This is a genomic window from Photorhabdus sp. RM96S (assembly GCF_042879335.1).
Lineage (GTDB): Bacteria > Pseudomonadota > Gammaproteobacteria > Enterobacterales > Enterobacteriaceae > Photorhabdus > Photorhabdus kayaii.
Genome location: NZ_JBHFKT010000004.1, coordinates 171,861 through 191,946 on the forward strand (window position 1 = coordinate 171,861; position 20,086 = coordinate 191,946).

Annotated in this window: 16 protein-coding genes; 7 read left to right on the forward strand and 9 right to left on the reverse strand. The window is 37.7% G+C overall.

Translation table 11 applies throughout. From position 1 onward, the window contains the following. Nucleotides 1–76: 76 nt before the first annotated feature. The 6 genes from ACGF49_RS04020 to tnaC all read right to left on the reverse strand — a co-directional run bounded on the left by ACGF49_RS04020 (nt 77) and on the right by tnaC (nt 10,271). Nucleotides 77–2,965 carry a Tc toxin subunit A gene (locus ACGF49_RS04020; RefSeq protein WP_228902988.1) on the reverse strand — a complete coding sequence of 963 codons (2,889 nt, stop codon included), beginning with the start codon at nt 2,963–2,965 and terminating at the stop codon, nt 77–79. Between the two features lie 132 nt (nt 2,966–3,097). Further along, on the reverse strand, nt 3,098–5,413 hold the full coding sequence (locus tag ACGF49_RS04025; protein WP_113042658.1) for a hypothetical protein: 2,316 nt from the start codon (nt 5,411–5,413) through the stop codon (nt 3,098–3,100). Between the two features lie 460 nt (nt 5,414–5,873). Beyond that, nucleotides 5,874–6,500 carry a TetR/AcrR family transcriptional regulator gene (locus tag ACGF49_RS04030; RefSeq protein WP_271867102.1) on the reverse strand — a complete coding sequence of 209 codons (627 nt, stop codon included), beginning with the start codon at nt 6,498–6,500 and terminating at the stop codon, nt 5,874–5,876. 702 nt (nt 6,501–7,202) lie between these two features. Next, complete coding sequence (mtr, locus tag ACGF49_RS04035) at nt 7,203–8,447, reverse strand: tryptophan permease (protein WP_228903012.1); 1,245 nt, start codon at nt 8,445–8,447, stop codon at nt 7,203–7,205. A 202-nt stretch (nt 8,448–8,649) separates the two neighbouring features. Then, a complete protein-coding gene (tnaA, locus tag ACGF49_RS04040; protein WP_228903011.1) occupies nt 8,650–10,050 on the reverse strand; it encodes a tryptophanase in 1,401 nt (466 codons plus the stop codon). Between the two features lie 122 nt (nt 10,051–10,172). Continuing rightward, nucleotides 10,173–10,271: a tryptophanase leader peptide gene (gene tnaC / locus ACGF49_RS04045; RefSeq protein WP_113042652.1), complete on the reverse strand. Its 99-nt coding sequence runs from the start codon at nt 10,269–10,271 to the stop codon at nt 10,173–10,175. 227 nt (nt 10,272–10,498) lie between these two features. Here tnaC and ACGF49_RS04050 point away from each other — a divergent pair, with 227 nt between their 5' ends. The 7 genes from ACGF49_RS04050 to ACGF49_RS04080 all read left to right on the forward strand — a co-directional run bounded on the left by ACGF49_RS04050 (nt 10,499) and on the right by ACGF49_RS04080 (nt 18,608). Next, nucleotides 10,499–10,657 carry a hypothetical protein gene (locus ACGF49_RS04050; protein WP_271867104.1) on the forward strand — a complete coding sequence of 53 codons (159 nt, stop codon included), beginning with the start codon at nt 10,499–10,501 and terminating at the stop codon, nt 10,655–10,657. 1,265 nt (nt 10,658–11,922) lie between these two features. Beyond that, entirely contained in the window at nt 11,923–13,263 is a 1,341-nt protein-coding gene (locus tag ACGF49_RS04055) for an MATE family efflux transporter (RefSeq protein WP_228903189.1), read from the forward strand. A gap of 794 nt (nt 13,264–14,057) precedes the next feature. Continuing rightward, nucleotides 14,058–14,834 (forward strand): HisA/HisF-related TIM barrel protein, encoded by a 777-nt coding sequence (locus ACGF49_RS04060; protein ID WP_271867106.1) that lies wholly within the window; start codon nt 14,058–14,060, stop codon nt 14,832–14,834. Between the two features lie 2 nt (nt 14,835–14,836). Then, nucleotides 14,837–16,021: a phosphoribosyltransferase gene (locus ACGF49_RS04065; protein WP_271867107.1), complete on the forward strand. Its 1,185-nt coding sequence runs from the start codon at nt 14,837–14,839 to the stop codon at nt 16,019–16,021. A 21-nt stretch (nt 16,022–16,042) separates the two neighbouring features. After that, a complete protein-coding gene (locus ACGF49_RS04070; protein ID WP_113042641.1) occupies nt 16,043–16,705 on the forward strand; it encodes an HAD family hydrolase in 663 nt (220 codons plus the stop codon). 198 nt (nt 16,706–16,903) lie between these two features. Beyond that, entirely contained in the window at nt 16,904–18,163 is a 1,260-nt protein-coding gene (locus ACGF49_RS04075; protein WP_387489770.1) for an adenylosuccinate synthase, read from the forward strand. A 16-nt stretch (nt 18,164–18,179) separates the two neighbouring features. Next, a complete protein-coding gene (locus ACGF49_RS04080) occupies nt 18,180–18,608 on the forward strand; it encodes an NUDIX domain-containing protein (protein WP_011145167.1) in 429 nt (142 codons plus the stop codon). On the opposite strand, the gene ACGF49_RS04085 is transcribed toward ACGF49_RS04080, so the two are convergent. The 3 genes from ACGF49_RS04085 to ACGF49_RS04095 form a co-directional block, all read right to left on the reverse strand. Further along, a complete protein-coding gene (locus ACGF49_RS04085; protein WP_387489773.1) occupies nt 18,564–18,767 on the reverse strand; it encodes a hypothetical protein in 204 nt (67 codons plus the stop codon). The genes ACGF49_RS04080 and ACGF49_RS04085 overlap by 45 nt on opposite strands. Before the next feature lie 155 nt (nt 18,768–18,922). Continuing rightward, nucleotides 18,923–19,228 carry a helix-turn-helix domain-containing protein gene (locus ACGF49_RS04090; RefSeq protein WP_113042620.1) on the reverse strand — a complete coding sequence of 102 codons (306 nt, stop codon included), beginning with the start codon at nt 19,226–19,228 and terminating at the stop codon, nt 18,923–18,925. A 29-nt stretch (nt 19,229–19,257) separates the two neighbouring features. Continuing rightward, nucleotides 19,258–20,073, reverse strand: coding sequence for an adhesin (locus ACGF49_RS04095; protein WP_113042618.1), 816 nt, complete (start codon nt 20,071–20,073; stop codon nt 19,258–19,260). Between the last annotated feature and the right edge of the window lie 13 nt (nt 20,074–20,086).

A 20,086-nucleotide genomic window follows, 5' to 3' on the forward strand; every position in this document is an offset into this window, starting at 1 on the left:
AGCATAGCAAACTATGTGACCGGGGTGAGCGAGTGCAGCCAACAAAGAGGCAACTTGAAAGATGACGGGTATATATTTACAGAGTTGCTACCATCGCTATACCAACCTGTTTATAATCCTCATAAGAGGAATGAGCATTGATATTTATCGTCGCTAATAATGAACGCATGGAAAGTGCCATTTCCTCGGACCAAACTTTAAGTCTCATCATGATATCTATTTCAGCTAATGTTTTTGCCGTATTATCTTCCTTGCCGATAATATATGAATTAGCTAATAGTACTTCATCACGCTGCCATGACAATAGTTCAGTTAATATTTTCACCCTATTAATTTTATCGTTATTTTGATTATTCGTATTGACTAGCTCCAAATAACGCAATATTTTGTCTTCCGCGTTATCTAAAGAAGCAACTAATTGCATCCAATCTCGGTAGCGACTGAAATAATAAATACCCGATAAAGAAAGTTGCGTGTTCTGGCAGCCAAACCGTTCAGGATGTTCAGAAAAATGGTTCAACATCACAGTACTCAGTCGGAAAGTTTTAATCACTGAAATATATCGCGACAAATCATACATCAGTATCAAATAATCCTGACTGATCATCTCTGGCTGTAAATTTTTATTATCAAACAGTTCAAATGACTTCAATAAAAAATCATAACTACTTGAGCCGATCCAGTTTAAAATAAATAAAGGAAATGGTTGTGATAGCTGAAATGCATTTACTAACATACTGGCCGATATTGCATTTTGTGCAGATTGAGCTTGAGTAATAATTGCAGCCCATTGTTCAGTAATAGATACTTTGACTTTATCATCAAGTAATATACTTTTTATCGCTTTATTAATTTCATCAGTAATATTAACATCAGGCTTAACTAAACCATATTTTTGATGAGATACTGCATTTAAAACAGTATGACGTAGAGTTAACCAATCAATCAAATTACCATTATCATCTAATACTGGTAAGATATTTGATGATAAACTTTCCAGGGTTAAACTCTCTGAATTACGATGCAATCCAACTTGATTAATAAAGGCCACCTGCGCCGCATTGCCGGTCATAACAACTTCATTAGCTGGTAATAAGAATAGTTGAAGAGTACCAACAGATAATTTATTTATTCTTAACCATTCAGTGGTTTGCTCCATTGCAATCATAATATCCAGAATATCTGTTTGCCTATTATTTCCTGGTTGCGATAAATAAGGCATACCCGTGACCTGTTTTAATACTTTATTTCCACCTATCAACGTTAAAAGAACCACACCTTCCTGTGGTGTTAACCCCAAAATTCTCGACAGTTGCACAATACGATAAAACGCAGAAACAACAGGAAGTGAACATGTTAAACTTTTTTTACCCATCGATTCAGCAACTAATGGTGCTAATAAAGAAAAATCCTTCGCTTCAATTTTCAATCCAGCACATAACTTACTAATGATATTATTATCCTGTTTTTTTTCTGAATAAAACTCACGATCATCAATCACCAATGGTGCATCAAATAACGAAGATGAATTGAAAATCTGATCGAAGAAAGGAATAGCTGTACCCGTCGAGAAAGGAGTAATTTGATATATCAACGCGGCAAAATCATCAGGTGAAATATGATATTTTTTGCTCCAATGATGGAAAATACCTAACATACGTAAAGTATTTTCATTCATCTGTAATTGCTTATTTGCATCCCCTTCTGCCCGCATCGTGGCAGTCACCAATAAATCAATTTTATCTACCGGCAAATTAACCCATCTCCACAACCGTATCATGCGATTTAATCTATCAAAGCGTTCATGATTCACACCGGATAGCTTATTTATCTCTTGTGGCAAATGATCACTTGAGGCAAATTCACGATACAAATGTAAAAAATCACTCTCTTTTGCATTTGGCCCATTAATAAAAACAGCGCCATAACGATAAGGAGCCGCAGGTATACCTAAATTAAGCACATTCTGAGATAATCTCACGTTATTTTGTTCTAATGCCTTCCCTTTATTTGTAGATATTCCTTTTATACATAATAATTGCTCAACTTCTGCGACAGAAAGAGTTGTTTGTGTAGTGAAAGTTGATAACAATTCAAGTAAGTCTGCACTATTAACGCCATAATTATCCTGATAGAATTGGCTATTAGATGGGTTTAATGGCTCATTAATTATTTTTTGTTGGCAAATACCTAATTGATTTGCTAAAGGCGCGATAAATTCTCCATTAGCAGTATTCAGGTTGGATTTAAGAAAATAAGGATAACTCTTATCTGTCTGTTGCGTCATTTCCAAACAAAAAAGTTTTTTATTATCAAATGTTAGATTAATTTGGTTTTGCGCATGATCATAAGGGAGTTGGAATGGATAACGTACATTGGCTAAAAGATCATAACTAGATAAATTTGTCTTTCCTTGTTGTCTTAGCATAGCTTCCAAACGTTGATTTAGCATAGCATTAACCAATGACAATGTTGAAATCTCTTGATTGATACTCACTTCATCCAGCATTAAATGCGCTAAATCAGAGCGGCGCGTATCTATTTTAATGGCCTCAGCACCCGCATTGGATTCAATATCCATCGCTAATTTATAAATCTCTGCTAAATAAGCAACCGGTGAATTATTTGCTTCCGGTGCGCCATTTGGACAGTATTTCTGCCAATTATCCTGAAATAAGGATTGATATTGGGGACCTTCTTTCAATGAAACAGAAGAATAACTCCTGGCATATGTATTATGAGTGTAATGCTGCCGGCGAAATTTACGCGCTATTTGTATAGCATAGCTGTTTGCTGTATCATAAATATCTTCTGCCTGATGATTTAAATTATATTTATCTAAAAATAGATTACGGGGTATTCTTATAATATCAAAAATAGATTTATAATCTGATTCAATTATCTTATCGGTAAAGTTATATTTATTACCTAATTTCTTTAGCAACGGGCTGATATCATTATTCATAGGATCGCCTTTATTCACCGGAAATATACAGGATGGATGTTTTTTTCTAAAAAAATAGATTAGAGAACAGAGATGCAATAAATAATAAGAAATTTATTACATCATCTGGTAGTTATTAAAAGTCGTTAACTATTAACTGATTTTCGGCTCAAGTGTAATCAGAGCATATCCTGCACGATTGGGTTTATTCTTATGTGTCACTCTGAGTAAAACAATTTCTGAACAAGTAATATCACTTGGTGCAGTATAAGTCGCAGTATACTTTTTAATATCATTACCAAACTCATCTTTTATCACTTCTGGCTCACCTACCTTAATATTTCCTCTTGCCGGCATAAGGCTCCATTCACTTGGAGAAGTCAAATCATTACCGACAGAAGAGAATTCCATTACGGCATCGGGTGTTAATAACTCTTGATTATAGCTAGGATCAATCTTGAATTCAGCTATAGTACTTTTACTGATAAGCAGAATATTGACTTTATCTAAATCACCATTATCAGCAACAGCCGTCACCGTAACCATATTATATCCAGCCGGGAAAGAGGCTGGAGGCGTATATTTGCCATTTGCATCAACAACACCATAGCCAGTACCCGTTTCCACACGCCAATTCACTTTCTTATTGTTATAAACAGTAAAATTGACATTCTTATTAACATCATTTTCATTGATAACAACAAAAGAAGGACTAACCGATACTGAGGAAGGCAACAGAGTGACAACCGCTGAAGCTTTAGCGTTTGTGTTTGAATCTGTCGCAGTAATTGTCACAATTTGGCTATTTCCTTTTATCTTAGCCGGTGCCGTATAATAGCCGGTATTCGCATTAATACTCCCCAATTCCGCTGGAGTAATGGACCACTTTACTGTTGCATTGGTGTTGGTTGTAAATTTATGCTTAGTTTTCACTGGTATAGTTAATTGAAGATCTTTGATTTTAAAAGCAGTTGATGTTGGAGAAATATCACCAAATAGCACCATATCCCCAGGCACATACACTTTATCAAATTCAAGATAATTGCTTTCAGGGAAAAGAAGGTGATTAACGGCAAATAGACTAATGCTATCTAATTTAATATTTGCAACATTGGTTAATTTATTTTCAACAACACCTTTAACAATTTCTGCTGTTTTATTAATAAACTTTTCTTTAGGGAAAAAGTGTATTCCCCAACTAGGTTCATCTTGTTTGTCATATCTGGTTATCATTCTATTATTTAATTTTAATTCAATCTCATCATTAGATTTTACATGAGGCGTAATATCTATCGAGCCATCAATATAAAAATGAATTTTAGACTTGTACCAACCACCACTTATTGGAGAATCATTAAGAATACCAACTGATTGGGTAAAATAATAAGAGTGGTCATTATTATTCGTCCCAGAAAAGACAATTTTTTCCTTGCCTGGTTTAATATGCATTCCTAAATAGGGGATCTTGGCATTCTCTAACCACATATTACTGTTATCATGATATTTCACCGTTCCCGTCCATACTTTATACCCTCCTCCTTCATATTGTACAGGTTCATTGCTCTCAGCATACCCACTTGTTATATTCAAATAGCTAGCTGAGTCATCTTTCTGGCTATCAATCTTGACCAATTCTAAATTTACACTCGTAGAACTCGGTAATAAATGTTCATATTGCGGCTTAAGAATATTCTCAAAAAGTGTCTTATTACTGATAATTAATACCGCAGAACGATTATTCGGTATCAAATAAGGGAAATTACTTGAGTTAATTGGTAATTCCCTACCGTTAGGATTATAGTTTGTTGCAATAAATAACAACACCGCCCCATGACCATAATTATCAGAACCATATAAATTAGCACCGGGTGCCGGTTGAGTTCTGATTTTAAACATTGTTGGAACCAGTCCAGCCGTATTATCCAGCTTCAAAATACCTAACTCATAAGTTACATCATTATCTTTAAGCCAATTACGGAAAAACTCCTTGACTTCTGCTGGCGCATCGTCAATAACATTGACTACTCCCAAATCTCCTTTTTTAAATTCAACAACAACTTTTCCATCATTACCAACAGAGCCTGTTGACGCACTCAAATTTACGGTTATCGTCATATAGTAATCATTATTCGGCGTAATTCTTTGATAATTCTTTACTCTACCATCATCATAAAGTTCTATTATCGTGCCAGAAATAAAATTTAATTTTACCGTTGCATGAGAATCTTCAATTGATGAATTTTCAAAGGAAATTAACGGCACTCCCAATATCAAGTTGTCAAATTTTATCTTTTTATTTCTGCTTTCCCAGAAAATAGGTGAAAAATGTGTACCTTCACTTACTTTTCTTACATATTGCTGTTCAAACAGCATATTTATTTTAGTTCTATCATAGGCAGCAACAATATCCCACCCTAGAGTCTTCGTTTTACCGTTAAAATCATCAATAATGCTATTTTCTGTGGTCATATAATCACCTATTTTAGACGTTATAAAAGATTTGTTATTAGAGGAAGCGTATTCAACAATATCTGCCGCCATCATATTAATTTAATAATATGAAAGTCATCACGAGAATAATTTATATTTTTGCTCTATTGCCAACTTAGACATAAGTTGAATGAAAAATATATATTATTCAATTTACCCTGATAGATTAATAATCAATTAGGATATATATGATAAGCATAACATATATTAATGAAAATATAATACAGGTAAATATTAACAAAAAACATGTAATGCATAATATATAATATTAGCCATATAATTAATATTTAAATACAAAAAGCAATATACCCTATGGATTTCAAGATGCATCGCGACGGCAAGGGAACGAATCCCCGGGAACATAGATAACGATGTGACCGGGGTGAGTGAGTGCAGCCAACAAAGAGGCAGCTTGAAAGATGACGGATATAAACAATACCTATAATTCAGAATCTCTGTACGCTTGATTAATTATCGCTTTTGCCACCCATTTAGTGATCTCAATAATTTCCTCATTATCCATCTGCCAGATATCTTTCATCACCAGAAAGACCTCGGAGCCATAAATTAGGGAAAAAGATCGAATGACATTTTCCAAAGTATCCGGCGGAAAATGCCCTTTTAATGGTTCAACAACCATTGCAAGGATATCTTTACGATGTCCACGTACCAGTTTCTTTTCCTGCTTACCCTCAGATAAACATCCCTGAACCCATTGTTGCAAGGAAACTAACAGAGCAGCACGCAATGCACCTTCGTATTGAAACATTCGGGGATAAGCAAAATCCAACAACTCAGTAATCCGCTCCTCGATATTTTCACTAGCAGGCTTCCAGGTGAGGATCGGCCCAAGGCTGGCATCAACAATCGCATCAATTAAATCACTTTGTGTCGGAAAATAGCGGTATGCTGTTGCCCTGGAAACACCAGCATGCATTGCCAATTCAGAAACCGAAGGTATCGCTCTCTGTTCAAAAAGCGCCAATGCCGCATTGATTAGCAATGTATAAGTTTTTTTCCGAGTACCAGTAAAATGAGTTTTCGTCTTCGAATCTATCATTGCCATAACTCTTCACCATAAAAATCGCAACATTAACACTTATGGTTAAAATATTTTTTCGCTATCATCACTCTACTCAACCATCTACAAAACGACCAAATTAATTCATTTTATTTATGTATTAAATGGGATAACAATCTCAATTTGGTAATACAACAGTGATACTTAAGTCTCATCTTGACTATAATCTGTCCATGAATGAGTCGTCAGCACCAGGGAAGTATTCGCAATTATAATGAAAAAAAGTCAATGTCAGTTGCTTTCAATCACTTTTTATCAAAACAACCTAAAGCCCTCATCATGTGAATTCACCTGATTTTTGCCAACAAGTGATTAACGAATACCGGTAAATGATGGCTTAGCCCCGGCGATAATACCGTTGCAAAAACAACACTGACACTGAAAGATTATATACAACTAATTAATGACTAGGCAAAAAGTTGCCAAAAGAGGGCATTCTAATGCTATTGTCCTATCAGGGATGAATTTACGACATGTCTGTCAGGACGTTGTACTAAAGAAATTAAAGCGGTTAACTATTTGTGTACAAAGGGAAGCCATAAGAACTTCCTGTTAATAACCTTGCTGTAAGATGTTAGGAGTTAACAAACTAAATTAACACATAAAAATACCGGCTTTGTTCTCTCCCTTTCGGAGCTTATTTCCGTCAACACCAGGCTCCTGCGGCCCCCCACCGCAGGAGTTTTTTTATGAATAAACGGGCAACAGGTTAAGATTTGATAAGATATGGGCAGCAGCATTTAGTGCGCCAAATAGCAAAATCAAGCCGATCATCACATTACCGCCCCAAACTCGATACATAGGGCTGCCAAATCGTTTACGGGATGCTCTGGCAAGTAATGCAGGAACGATAGCTGCCCAAACTGTTGCAGCAAGGCCAGCAAAACCTATCGCATGAATAAAACCATTCGGATAAATCATGCCACCGACCATTGGCGGAAGAAACGTCACTAATGCCGTTTTAAAGCGCCCCAGTTTGGTATCATCAAATTTAAGGAGATCAGCCAGGTAATCGAACAACCCAAGCGTGACACCAAGGAATGAGCTGGCAACCGCAAAGTTAGAAAAGAGAGTCAATAATAAGCCCAGAGCAGAACTGTTCAATCCTCCACTTAATGATTGAACCAAAACATCAATATTGCCCCCCTTTGCTACGATTTCGACAAAATCAGGCCGGGAAATATTTCCCATTGTTCCAACCAACCAGATCAAATAAAGCACCAAAGCCATTGATGTCCCAATAAACAGACATCTCTTTATTTTTTCTGGTTCTTTTCCATAATATTTCATCAAGCTAGGAACATTACCATGATATCCAAAGGAGGCCAGACAGAAAGGTAAAGTCATTAATATATAAGGCCAGTAAGTTGGATTAACTTCAGTTGTATTAAACAATACCGCCGGTTTAATATTATAAACCAAACCGCCGAACGTCATAAAGAAAGTTAATACCTTAGCACCAAGAATAATCGACGTCATCCTGCTAACAGTTTTAGTACTTAACCAGACAATAAATGCAACAACAAGAGCAAATAAAAAACCAGCAAGCCCAGGTGAAAAATCTATCGATACTTCTCGCATAGCATGTTGAATAATCGATCCACTCGCGGAAATATAAGCGTAAGTCAGTATATATAAAACAAAAGCAAGGGTAATACCATTAATGATATTCCAACCATTGCCTAATAGATCTTTTGTTATAGTACTGAAACTTGAGCCAATTCGATAATTAAGATTGGCTTCCAATATCATTAATCCTGAGTGCAACATGCAAAACCAGGTAAAAATCAAAGTGGCAATTGACCAGTAAAACCATGCTCCTGACATGACAACCGGTAAAGAAAACATGCCCGCACCAATAATCGTTCCACCAATGATCATGGCGCCGCCAAATAAAGATGGAGACGATTTTTTTATCGGCAAAGTAGCCATATATGTTACCCTAGCGTGGCGTTATACCCGTCATCTTTCAAGTTGCCTCTTTGTTGGCTGCACTCGCTCACCCCGGTCACATAATTACCTATGCTCCCGGGGATTCACTCCCTTGCCGTCGCGAAGCATCTTGAAATCCATAGGGTATATAATAAGAAGTATAATTGGGGATGCCCTTAAACAAGGATCATCCCGATTTTTATTATTTAATTGGTTTTAATCTTGCAACGAAATGCCGTAATACGGATGGCTCATAAGTAAACGTTAATCCTTTAATCTGAGGAATTCGCTCCTTCAAGGAAATAAAGGCTTCTACAACATAATCCATATGATCATTAGTATAGACGCGACGAGGAATCGTTAATCGCAAAAGTTCCATTGGTGATGGTTTCTGTTTTCCGGTTGTTGGATCACGACCTAATAACAAAGAACCAATCTCCACACTTCTTATTCCCGCCTCCAGATATAATTCATTATTCAGTGCATGAGCTGGGAATTGTTCCCCTGGAATATGCGGTAATAATAATTTAGCATCAACAAATACAGCATGACCACCGGTTGGATATTGAATAGGAATACCTGCATCTCTTAATCTATTACCTAAATAAGCCACCTGATTAATACGATATGCCAGATAACTCTCATTCATCCCTTCTTCAAGACCAATTGCCAATGCTTCCATATCGCGTCCGGCGAGACCGCCATAAGTCACAAATCCTTCCATTGGCACACAGCGGGTACGCACTTCATTAAAGAGATCTTCATCATCACGGAAACAACAAAGACCACCAATATTGACCAAGGGATCTTTTTTAGCTGACATTGTTAACATATCACCATATTGATACATCTCCTTGACGATCTGTTTAACGGATTTATTTTCATAGCCCTTTTCTCTTTGCTTAATAAACCAAGCATTCTCACAGAAACGGGCTGAATCAATCACCACCGGAATATCATGTTGCTTTGCTATCTCATACACAGCGCTCATATTAGCCATAGAGATAGGCTGACCACCGGAGCTATTACAGGTAACGGTTGTAATAATCGCAACAACATTATCAGCGCCATGTTCTGCTATCGTTTTTTTCAATTCATCAATATCAAAATCGCCTTTCCAATCATAATAGGTGGTTGTATCAAAGGCTTTTGACGTGACAACATTAATCGCTTTCGCGCCATTTAATTCAACATGAGCCGCTGTCGTATCAAAATGGAAATTAGAAATAAAGACCGGATGCGTTGCGCCACCTTGTGCTTTTTTCCGAGCAATTAATGTCGGGAATAAAATCTGTTCTGCTCCACGCCCTTGATGGGTTGGAATAGTATATTGGTAGCCAATTAATTCATTAACTTTATCACATAGATGATAATAGTTACGGGAACCTGCATAAGCTTCATCCCCCATCATCATTCCTGCCCACTGGCGATCACTCATTGCTCCAGTGCCAGAATCCGTCAGCAAATCAATATAAACCGCGTCACTGGGTAATAGGAACGGATTATATCCGGCTTCTTCTAATGCTTTTTCACGTTCGGCACGAGTCGTCATGCGAATATTTTCTACCATTTTAATACGGAAAGGTTCTGGAATACGTTTCATATATATTTTTATCCAATAATTGGCTATACTGCATAATTCAGACAAATTTCCAAAAACAGACAGAAATATGCCAAAATAAATATAGTGATTAAAAAATTTAATTTTAAATATAACCAGAACAGTTAATCAGGGAAAAAATGAGAAATACGGTGATCGACATTAAACCATGCTTTCATATTACAAGAACAGATAAAATAATAACGTAAAAATATAGAAATCATAAAATGAATTTATTCCCTGATTAAAATCAGCCATTAAGATATAGATAATATTTAAATTATCCGTGACCAATTCCACAAAAATAGAAAACAGCAGAAATATAATTTTATATATAGATTCAATTTAATGAATCAGATAAATCAACAAGAAAAACAGATAATATACCCTATGGATTTCAAGTTGCATCGCGACGGCAAGGGAACGAATCCCCGGGAGCATAGATAACTATGTGACCGGGGTGAGTGAGTGCAGCCAACAAAGAGGCAGCTTGAAAGATGACGGGTATAAATTGATTTTAATAAATATAACAATACAATTAACTATACCCTATGGATTTCAAGATGCATCGCGACGGCAAGGGAGTACAGCCAACAAAGAGGCAACTTGAAAGATAACGGGTATAAATCACTTTATAAAAACCCGCCCTTTATTAAAGGGCGGAAAATAGAAAAAAAAGAGGTAGAATTCCGCATAACACAATAATATCACGCAATAATATTACACAATAATTATGCTAACTGAATATTAATAGAATTCCATTTTCTATTAGCTATTCTTTTCAGATCCAATAGACATTGGATAATTATAAGCTGAATGATTAGGCGCTTGAGAACCGATAATACATGTTGCAGTATGAGATGAAAAAATAACGCATTTTGCCGCACATATAGGAAAGTGCGGGTACAATATACAAGCATGGGTAGATGTAGAAAAAGCAGAAAAGAAAGTCAACGTTAAAAGGGCCAAAAGTAACTGGTGTTGTAGTCTATTTATCATCATATCACCTCGCTGAATGGTATATTTTCATTTCCTTATATTCGACTCCTTTAAATTAATTATAGAGCAAAATTTAACCACAAAAATTTTTTTATCACTCCGTTGATAAATCGTTTAAGTTATCATAAAAAACTGAATGATCAGATTTGGAAAATCCCATAATCCAACAAAATTATTCAGCGATATAAAATCATAAATAAAATTTAAATAAAATCACCTAATGATTTATTAAACACATAAGGCATCCATTGACTGGTAAAGTTGGTATATCATAAATACTGATAATATATTAAAATAATTATTTTAAATATTTGGCATTTAAATTTTTTATCAATTAAGATAATCATTTAAATATCTTAATTATTTACCATGAAATTTATTTACTTGTTGATCTAAATTTCCTCGCAACAAATGTACTGTGTACTGATAATACTGTCGTCACAGTATACGCATCCACCACATGTAACATGCTAAGCAAAAATTTATCAATTCCGCTAACACATTTGACAAATAGCAATGCTAATATTTGCTGCCAATCATTTCCCTTATGATGCTAATTGATCGTTATTTGCTTCGTATCACAAGGGGTTGTTCAAGCAGAAAAAACCAATCACAGAATTCAATTTTTATCTTTCCATACCCTATAGATTTCAAGATGCATCGCGACGGCAAGGGAGCGAATCCCCGGGAGCATAGATAACGATGTGACCGGGGTGAGTGAGTACAGCCAACAAAGAGGCAACTTGAAAGATAACGGGTATATATCTCATCTCTGTTAACGGATAAATAAACCATGTACAATGCCTGAATATTTTCTGAGTACGCAGCATCTCAAGAAATAATTCATTTACCTTTTTCAATAAGCAGGTTTTTCAAATGCATCAAACTGATGTTACTGAGCGCTCGCTCTTTTCGTTAAGCTGGCCGATTTTTATTGATATTCTTCTCCATCTGGCTACTTTATTAATTAATACTTATATGGTGAGCCATGTTTCTACTTCTTATCTGGCTGCTATGGCTGTAGGTAATCAGGTATTTGATCTGTTTATCACTATCTTCAACTTTATCAGTGTTGGTTGCAGTGTCGTTATTGCTCAATATATTGGTGCAGGCAAACGGGATAAAGCCAGCCAAGCGATCCATATTTCTATTGCATTCAACTTTTTACTTGGGTTTAGCTGTGCGCTGATGACTATCTTCTTCGGCTATAAGATCTTGTCTATCATGAATATGCCGGAACATCTGATGGAAGATGGTTTTAACTATCTGCACATTCTGGGTATCTGTCTTATCCCTGAAGCTATTTCGATTATTCTGGCGGCGTGTTTGCGGGTTTATGGGAAATCCAAACCGGCAATGTATGTTACTTTGATTGCTAACTTGCTGACAGTGCTAGGTAATATGATCGTCCTGTATGGTTTCTTCGGATTACCTAAATATGGTCTGGAAGGAGTCGCCTGGTCTACAGTCTTTGGCCGGATTGTTGCCGTGATCCTATTATTCTGTCTGCTCAGTTATGGCCTGCGGATCAAATTTACGCTGGCAGGTTTCCTACGCTGGTCACAGGGTATGTTGGGCAAAATCTTATATATCGGTTTACCCGCTGCGGGTGAAAACGTAGTGTGGATACTGCAATATATGGCGGCCATAGCATTCATTGGACTGATGGGTGAAATTTCACTGGCAGCACAAACACTCTATTTCCAGCTATCACTGTTTGTGATGTTATTTGGCATTGCCACCAGCATTGGTAACGAAATTATGGTTGGTCATCTGGTCGGTGCAAAGCGGTTTGAAGATGCTTATATTCGTGGCATTAATAGTCTGAAAATCGGCTGTATCGTCACTATTGGCGTGGTCACTGCTTTCTGGCTGCTCAGAATGCCGATTCTGCATTTTCTGACGCAAGATGAAGCCATTATCAAACTGTTGTTACCCCTATTCTTGCTATCCGTTTTTCTGGAGCCAATCCGTACCGCAAATATTGTTATGGTGAACGCATTGCGTGCTTCCGGTGATGCTCGTTTCCCACTTTATGCAGCCATATTCTTTATGTGGTGTATTGCTATTCCAGTGGGGTACTATTTAGGGATCAAAATGGAAATGGGCATTTTAGGTATCTGGATCGGTTTCTTCTGTGACGAATGGTTGCGTGGACTCACTAATATCTGGCGTTGGAAATCTAAAAAATGGCAAACTAAGCGACTCGATATTTGAATGATTAAAATAACTGTTCAACCAGTCGCCTTAACGTAGTTCCTTCCCGTTAAACTCCCATAACAAGAGGTACCCAATAGGTGCCTCTTGTTCATTTAAAGTCATAAATAAGCACTATCGCCAACGTCCAAAATAGTCAGTCATTAAAGAAAACCAATTCTCAGAGGTTTCTCAGAAGCTGACTGGTACTATTATTGAATAATAACCTCAGGTTAATAAGCGAAATTCTATATTCTAAGTGTTGCGATCAATATCATTGTAAATATACACCCGTCATCTTTCAAGTTGCCTCTTTGTTGGCTGCACTCACTCACCCCGGTCACATCCTTATCTATGCTCCCGGGGATTCGCTCCCTTGCCGCCGCGATCCATCTTGAAATCCATAGGGTATATTTTATATAAATCAGAATATACTATAATAATTGCTTGAAAAACAGATTTATATTATTTGTAATAATTAAAATATTAGATAAATAACACTGAATTTTCCCTATCAACATTAGTAGAATTCATTTCCGACATATTTAAATTGAATCTCTATTCACCTTCCCCTAAATTAACTCTTCTTAAGTAAACATAAGATTAATTGGCTGAACAAAGTTATCCAAATTGTTATATTTAGCTAATAACCTTATTGAGAAATTTTTTCTTTTCACTATTATGAATTAATGAATGGTTATTAAGCTCATTAAATTAACCCCTCTGTTTTTGGGCATATTTATTGCATTGCAACTTGTAATTTCATTAATCACAAAACGTTATTAATTTTTAAATAATTAATTAGGATGCATTTAATGATAAGTAAGGAAATATTCGAGATATTTCCCTCTGTGGATATTGTTGACGGAATAGCAATGACATCGAATTCCGCAATTCGATTAACCCGAGGTGAAAGCCCAACATTACGGAGACCTTTAGGTACCCCGGCAGAAGTAGCACTAGCCTGGCAAAATGCCGGGGCAAAATGGATTCATGTTGTTGATCTTGATGCTGCGTCAGGACGTGGCTCAAACAGCCATCTTATTGCCGATGTCCTGGCTGCGGTCGATATTAACGTACAGGTCTGTGGCGGAATCAGAGATGAAACCATCTTGCGCAAAGTATTAGCAACGGGATGCCAGCGAGTTAATTTGGGGACCGCAGCATTAGAAAATCCAGATTGGTGTGCCCGAGCCATTGCAGAATATGGCGATAAGATCGCCATTGCTCTGGATGTAAAAAACACATCGGAAGGTTATCAACTGGCAACGCATGGATGGAATGTCAGCAAAGGTAATCTCTGGGATCTCCTTGAGCGCCTCGACAAACAGGGTTGCCAACGCTACGTCGTAACCGATGTTGAGCGGGGAGGCATGATGAGTTCGCCAAATTTCACGCTATTACAGGAAGTCTGCGCGAAAACGTCATCACCCGTCATTGCCGGCGGCGGAGTATCGAGCCTTGATGATCTCCGCGCATTAGCCGATTTGTCCACTATCGGTGTCGAAGGTGCCATTCTTGGTCAAGCTCTACATATTGGTAAGGTTCCTCTCGAAGATGCCCTTGCTGCAACACAATCACCGAGACGCTAAATATGTCTGAATCTTTATCTCCTGCTTTGGATCTTCGTTCTATTGGTTTACTAGGCGAATTGCGTGGCGTACCTGAAACACGCTATTTAACGAAAGAAGTGATGGCGCTACCTGGCTTACTCACAGAGAAGCCAGCATTCGTCGGTTCCCGCGGTACCGCCTATTACGAACAAAAACCGTGTCACGAGCTACTGATGACGGCGAAATATTACACAGAATACATCTCTCAACTTGAGTGTAGCGATAAGCTGTGTACTGCCCCATCAAAATATATATTGGCCGATCATAGTTTGGCAAAATTGCTGAGAATTGTTGATAGCTTATTAAGTTCTCCACAGACGGTTAACGAAGATATTGTGCCATTCATCGATGGGATCAAAGAGTGCGCTAAAGTCGTCAGTTCAACGCTGATGGGCACACCATTTACTTTTTCACCCTCGCCAATCCATGACCTGAAATTGCCATTGTCTACGGAACACAAAGTGCCCAGACCATTTATTGAAGGAGATAATCATCTGTTAACTTTGGCCGCAGCCCAAATTGACATATGCTCCAACTCCTCAGTTGTTGGCATCATGTTAGGAGGATCAGCGGCAGCCGCAGTCACAGCCGCAGCATGGAATAGTGAGCTCAATTTAGTGAAAGTTTCACGTTACGATGATACGTCTTGCAAGAGCAATCATCTCTGGGGGCGCAAAATTCCATCAGGACAAACCGTGACAATTATTGATGATAATTGCGGAACAGGAGACACCTTACGTCAGGCAATCGATCTGGTCATGGCCCAAACCGGACAACGCCCAAAGGCCCGAGCCGTCGAACTACATTGGGAAAAATTATTACGTACTCGCGTTTATGGGCATGCTGATCGTGTATTCAACCCTGAAACTTTAGATGTCTTGACGCCTTGGTGTTTCAGACATCATAAGGTCCTGAATCGCTTAATTGATCAGCCTTTCGCTGATGATAAATATGCTCATACAACCACGGCGGATTGGGTTGCCTATTCATATAGTTTATTGTCTGTCCTTCATGACACCCTGACAGATTCAACATGGGCAGCCAACTTATTGCATTTTTTATTAAATCTAAAAGCACAAACACCACTGAATAATTATGAACAGCCAATTGATGCATTTAAGGCCCTGGCATATCAATGTTCTGAATGTTCGGTTCGCAAAAGTTAATTTGGAAAAGGGGAGTTAAATATGACAACAGCACATATTATTTGGGATTGGAATGGTACATTACTTAATGATGTCAATGTTTCATTGAGTGCAACCAATTTCGCATTGGCAGAAATTGGTATTGACCCTCTAACGCTGGAACAATATCGGGAATATTATTGTGTTCCAGTACAAACTTTCTATAAACAAGTGATTGGCCGTGAACCTTCATCTTCTGAATGGTCAGTGATCGGAAAAACGTTTAATTTTCACTATCGGCCAGGTATTCAGAAAGCCAGTTTAACGGAAGGTGTGAGCCAACTCCTCGCTTCCCGCTATAAAACAGGTGCAACCCAATCATTATGTTCACTGATGGAGCATAATGAATTAATCCCTATGCTTGATAATCATGGTATTGGCAAATTCTTTACCCAAATAGATGGTAGAAATACGCCATTATTGACAACCGGCAAATCAGAGCAGTTAGCTAACCATCTCAAAAAACTCAATGTTGCTCCCGAGCAAAGTGTGGTTATTGGAGACGCTACTGATGACGCAATTGCCGCATTAGCGGCAGGAACTCATGCCATTCTTTATACCGGAGGAACCCACAGTCGTATCAGTCTTGAAACCGCGGGTGTTCCCATTGTTGATACATTAAGTGAAGCCCTATTAATAGCAGATTCTTTGGTCCATAAACAGTAATAAAGAAGCTGTTCAAAATAATCCAATAAGAAAGGGATCATTTATAACGATGTACAAATAGATATTGATCACATTAGTTTTAAAAGAACAGCTTAGTATTTAAAAGCAGATTATTCATTTAAAAAATCATCAAAGATGATGATTTAACTATTATTTTGAATAAGCCAATAGATAATTAAGGAATTAAGGAATAGATTTATGTTAACTGCTGTAGTTGGACTCCAATTTGGAGATGAAGGTAAAGGAAAATTTGTTGACTATTTATCTGGCAACATCAATAACATTGCTCGATTTAATGGCGGCGCTAATGCAGGTCATTGTGTGCAACATGGTAATCTAAGAGGCTCATTTTCCCAATTACCGGCCTCACTCAACAAAAAGAATTTATATATCTGCCAAGGCGCTTTAGTCAGTCTTCCCATTCTGGTTAGAGAGATCGACTTTATACAAAAAGAAAAAATTGATTCTAATATATTTATCGACCCACGATGCCATATCGTCTTACCATTACACTCTGAGTTAAATAGAGCATCAGAAAAATACAAAGGTAAGCAGAAGATAGGTTCAGTTGGTGTCGGTGTGGGTGCCTGTGTTGAAGACAAAGCCAACCGTCATGGCATTCGGCTTATTGATACCCTTGATAAAGAAAAATTAAGAAGTAAATTAGAATTTCTTTGGAGTATCAGGGAAAAGCAGATTAAACATGTTTTTAATGCACAAACCACATTAGATTTTGAAGAGATGTTAGAAACAACACATCAATATGGCAAGAGGATAGAACCCTATTTCACGTTCACTAATGAAATTATCGGTGATTTACTTAATTCGGGAGAAGATGTTTTACTTGAGACATCACAAGCCACTTTCTTGGATAATAGTTTTGGTACTTATCCTTATACCGTGGCATATCAGACATTAGTGCAAACCTGCTTTGCCATGATAGGTATACCAGCACAAAAAATACATATTGTCGGTGTGATGAAATCCTATATGATCCGTGTAGGCAACGGGCCATTCCCCACTGAATTATCGACAGAACAGGCTGATTATATTCGAGAGCGTGGGAACGAATATGGTACCGTTTCAAAAAGGCCAAGGCGTTGTGGCTGGCTGGATTTATCCCTGATTAAACATGCGGTGAAACTCAATGGTGTAACAGAACTCGCCATAACGAATGTTGATGTTCTTGCTGGCTTACATGAAATAAAAGTCGCTATTGCCTATGAAATTGATGATAAACTCGTCTGTTGTGATGGTGCATTATTGCAGCTCAATAAAGCCAAACCTATCTATAAGACATTTAAATCCTGGAGCGCACTTAACTCATCATATACAGATTTAACGGAGCTACCTATTGAGCTGATTGATTTCTTATCTTTTATTCAAGACTATGCTGGTGTCCCAATTAAGTATATTTCATATGGGCCAGACAGGAATCAGACATTAGTAGCGAAATAAAAGCGTGGAGAAAATAATGATTAACTATGTAACAGGGTTTATGTTTTCTAAAGATAAAAAACATGTCTCCCTAATTTCAAAATTACAACCCAGTTGGCAAAAAGGGAAGCTCAATGGGATTGGTGGAAAAATAGAAGCGGGAGAAAGCCCCCAACAGGCAATGGCAAGGGAGTTTGCAGAAGAAGCTGGCATTGAAACACGTCCTGAAGAGTGGCGACTATTTACTGTCTTAACTCGTCCTGACGTTTATCAGGTAAATTTTCTCTATATGTATGATGATCGTGTCTATTCTGTCAATTCTATTGAAAAAGAGATCGTTAATATCTATGAAGCAAATTCATTACCCGATAATGTGATCTATAATTTACGTTGGTTGATCCCTATGGCAGCCGATGAGCATTTACGCTTCGATAAAGAAATAGAAATAACAGAAATGCGGGGTTAAATACGGTATATACCCGTCATCTTTCAAGTTGCCTCTTTGTTGGCCGTACTCACTCACCCCGGTCACATAGTTCTCTATGCTCCCGGGGATTCGCTCCCTTGCCGTCGCGATGCATCTTGAAATCCATAGGGTATATCTGAACTTTAATAACTTCGTCAAAAGGGGAGATGGATAAGAATGGACTCTTTAATTTGTGGTAATAACATTGTGGTAATAACATGGCTGACAGAGAAATCATAAAAGTGACCGTTCCGTCGGTCACAAAACTCAGTCATCAACGGGTTTATCGATCCCCCGATTGGAGTCGAGATCAGTTAACATCCAAATTTACCCAATGTAGCCTCCGCAATAGGGATATATTGGTCTGTTAATTTATTGATGCTGTTATTGGTAGCAGGATAACTACAATCAAGGAAAAACCAGTTTATCGGCGTCTCCAATATTGAAGCGATCCGCACCAGATGGGATAAATTAATTCGGTTTATCCCTCTCTCATAACGTGAGAGTTGTTGCTGACTAATACCTATTTTTTCCGCCAATTTGGCGGCAGTCATACCCAACTCTTTCCTTCTTTTTTGAATACGCTTCCCTACTAATAGATGATCTTGTTTCATTTTCATCCCAGCCTTTAAATTAAAAAAACACCTTTTTATGGCATCGCCAAAATTATTGCCCCTGATCCTGAGAAAGGTCCTGCCTCTACTCTGCCATTTTTCTGTAAAATTGATTTCACTGTAACGGCTACATTTCCTCCCGCCGGTACAAACACGGCAACGCCGTCTTCACCATTTTTCTCATTTAATAGCAACTTAGCTTTCAAGCTACCATCACTTCTTAAAGGGACTAATCCCCTATCAGGTCCCGTCGCTGTCACGATAATCTCTATGTCTACATTGCAGGTCACATTGATATTTTCCGCTCTGGTCGCGCCTTCCAATTTTGCCTCATCAATACTACCGTAATTAAGTTCAACGGAGCCTTCTCTGACCTGACAAAATCCTATCGGTGGTGGTGCAACGCCACATAAAGATCCGGGTAATAATCTTCCATGAAAACCATTTTGATCGGTTTCATAAAATAGCCCGACACACTCCTGATGCGATCGAATCGCAGGGCCGAAATGTTTTGCAACGCCGGTAATCGGAAAACTGGTATATTTCAATATCTCCGCCTGCACTTGTTTCATTGTCTTGAATCTTTCTACGCGAGTATTGAATAGCCTATAGGGCTGCCCTGAATATCCATCAGCAAAATGGCGATGGTTAACCGATATCCAACACGCGGAATAACCATAACAAGGATTTGGCGTAAAATCGTTTTCTGGGTCCCAACGTTCAATGACAAAAGTATAATAGGCATTTGTGGGTATGCCCTCGGATTTAGTGATATATGAAAATATCGATGCAGCCGCACTTGATGAAAACAGCAATAAAAGTACCAGGCAAACAGAAAATAACTTTTTCATTTAAGTACCTAAT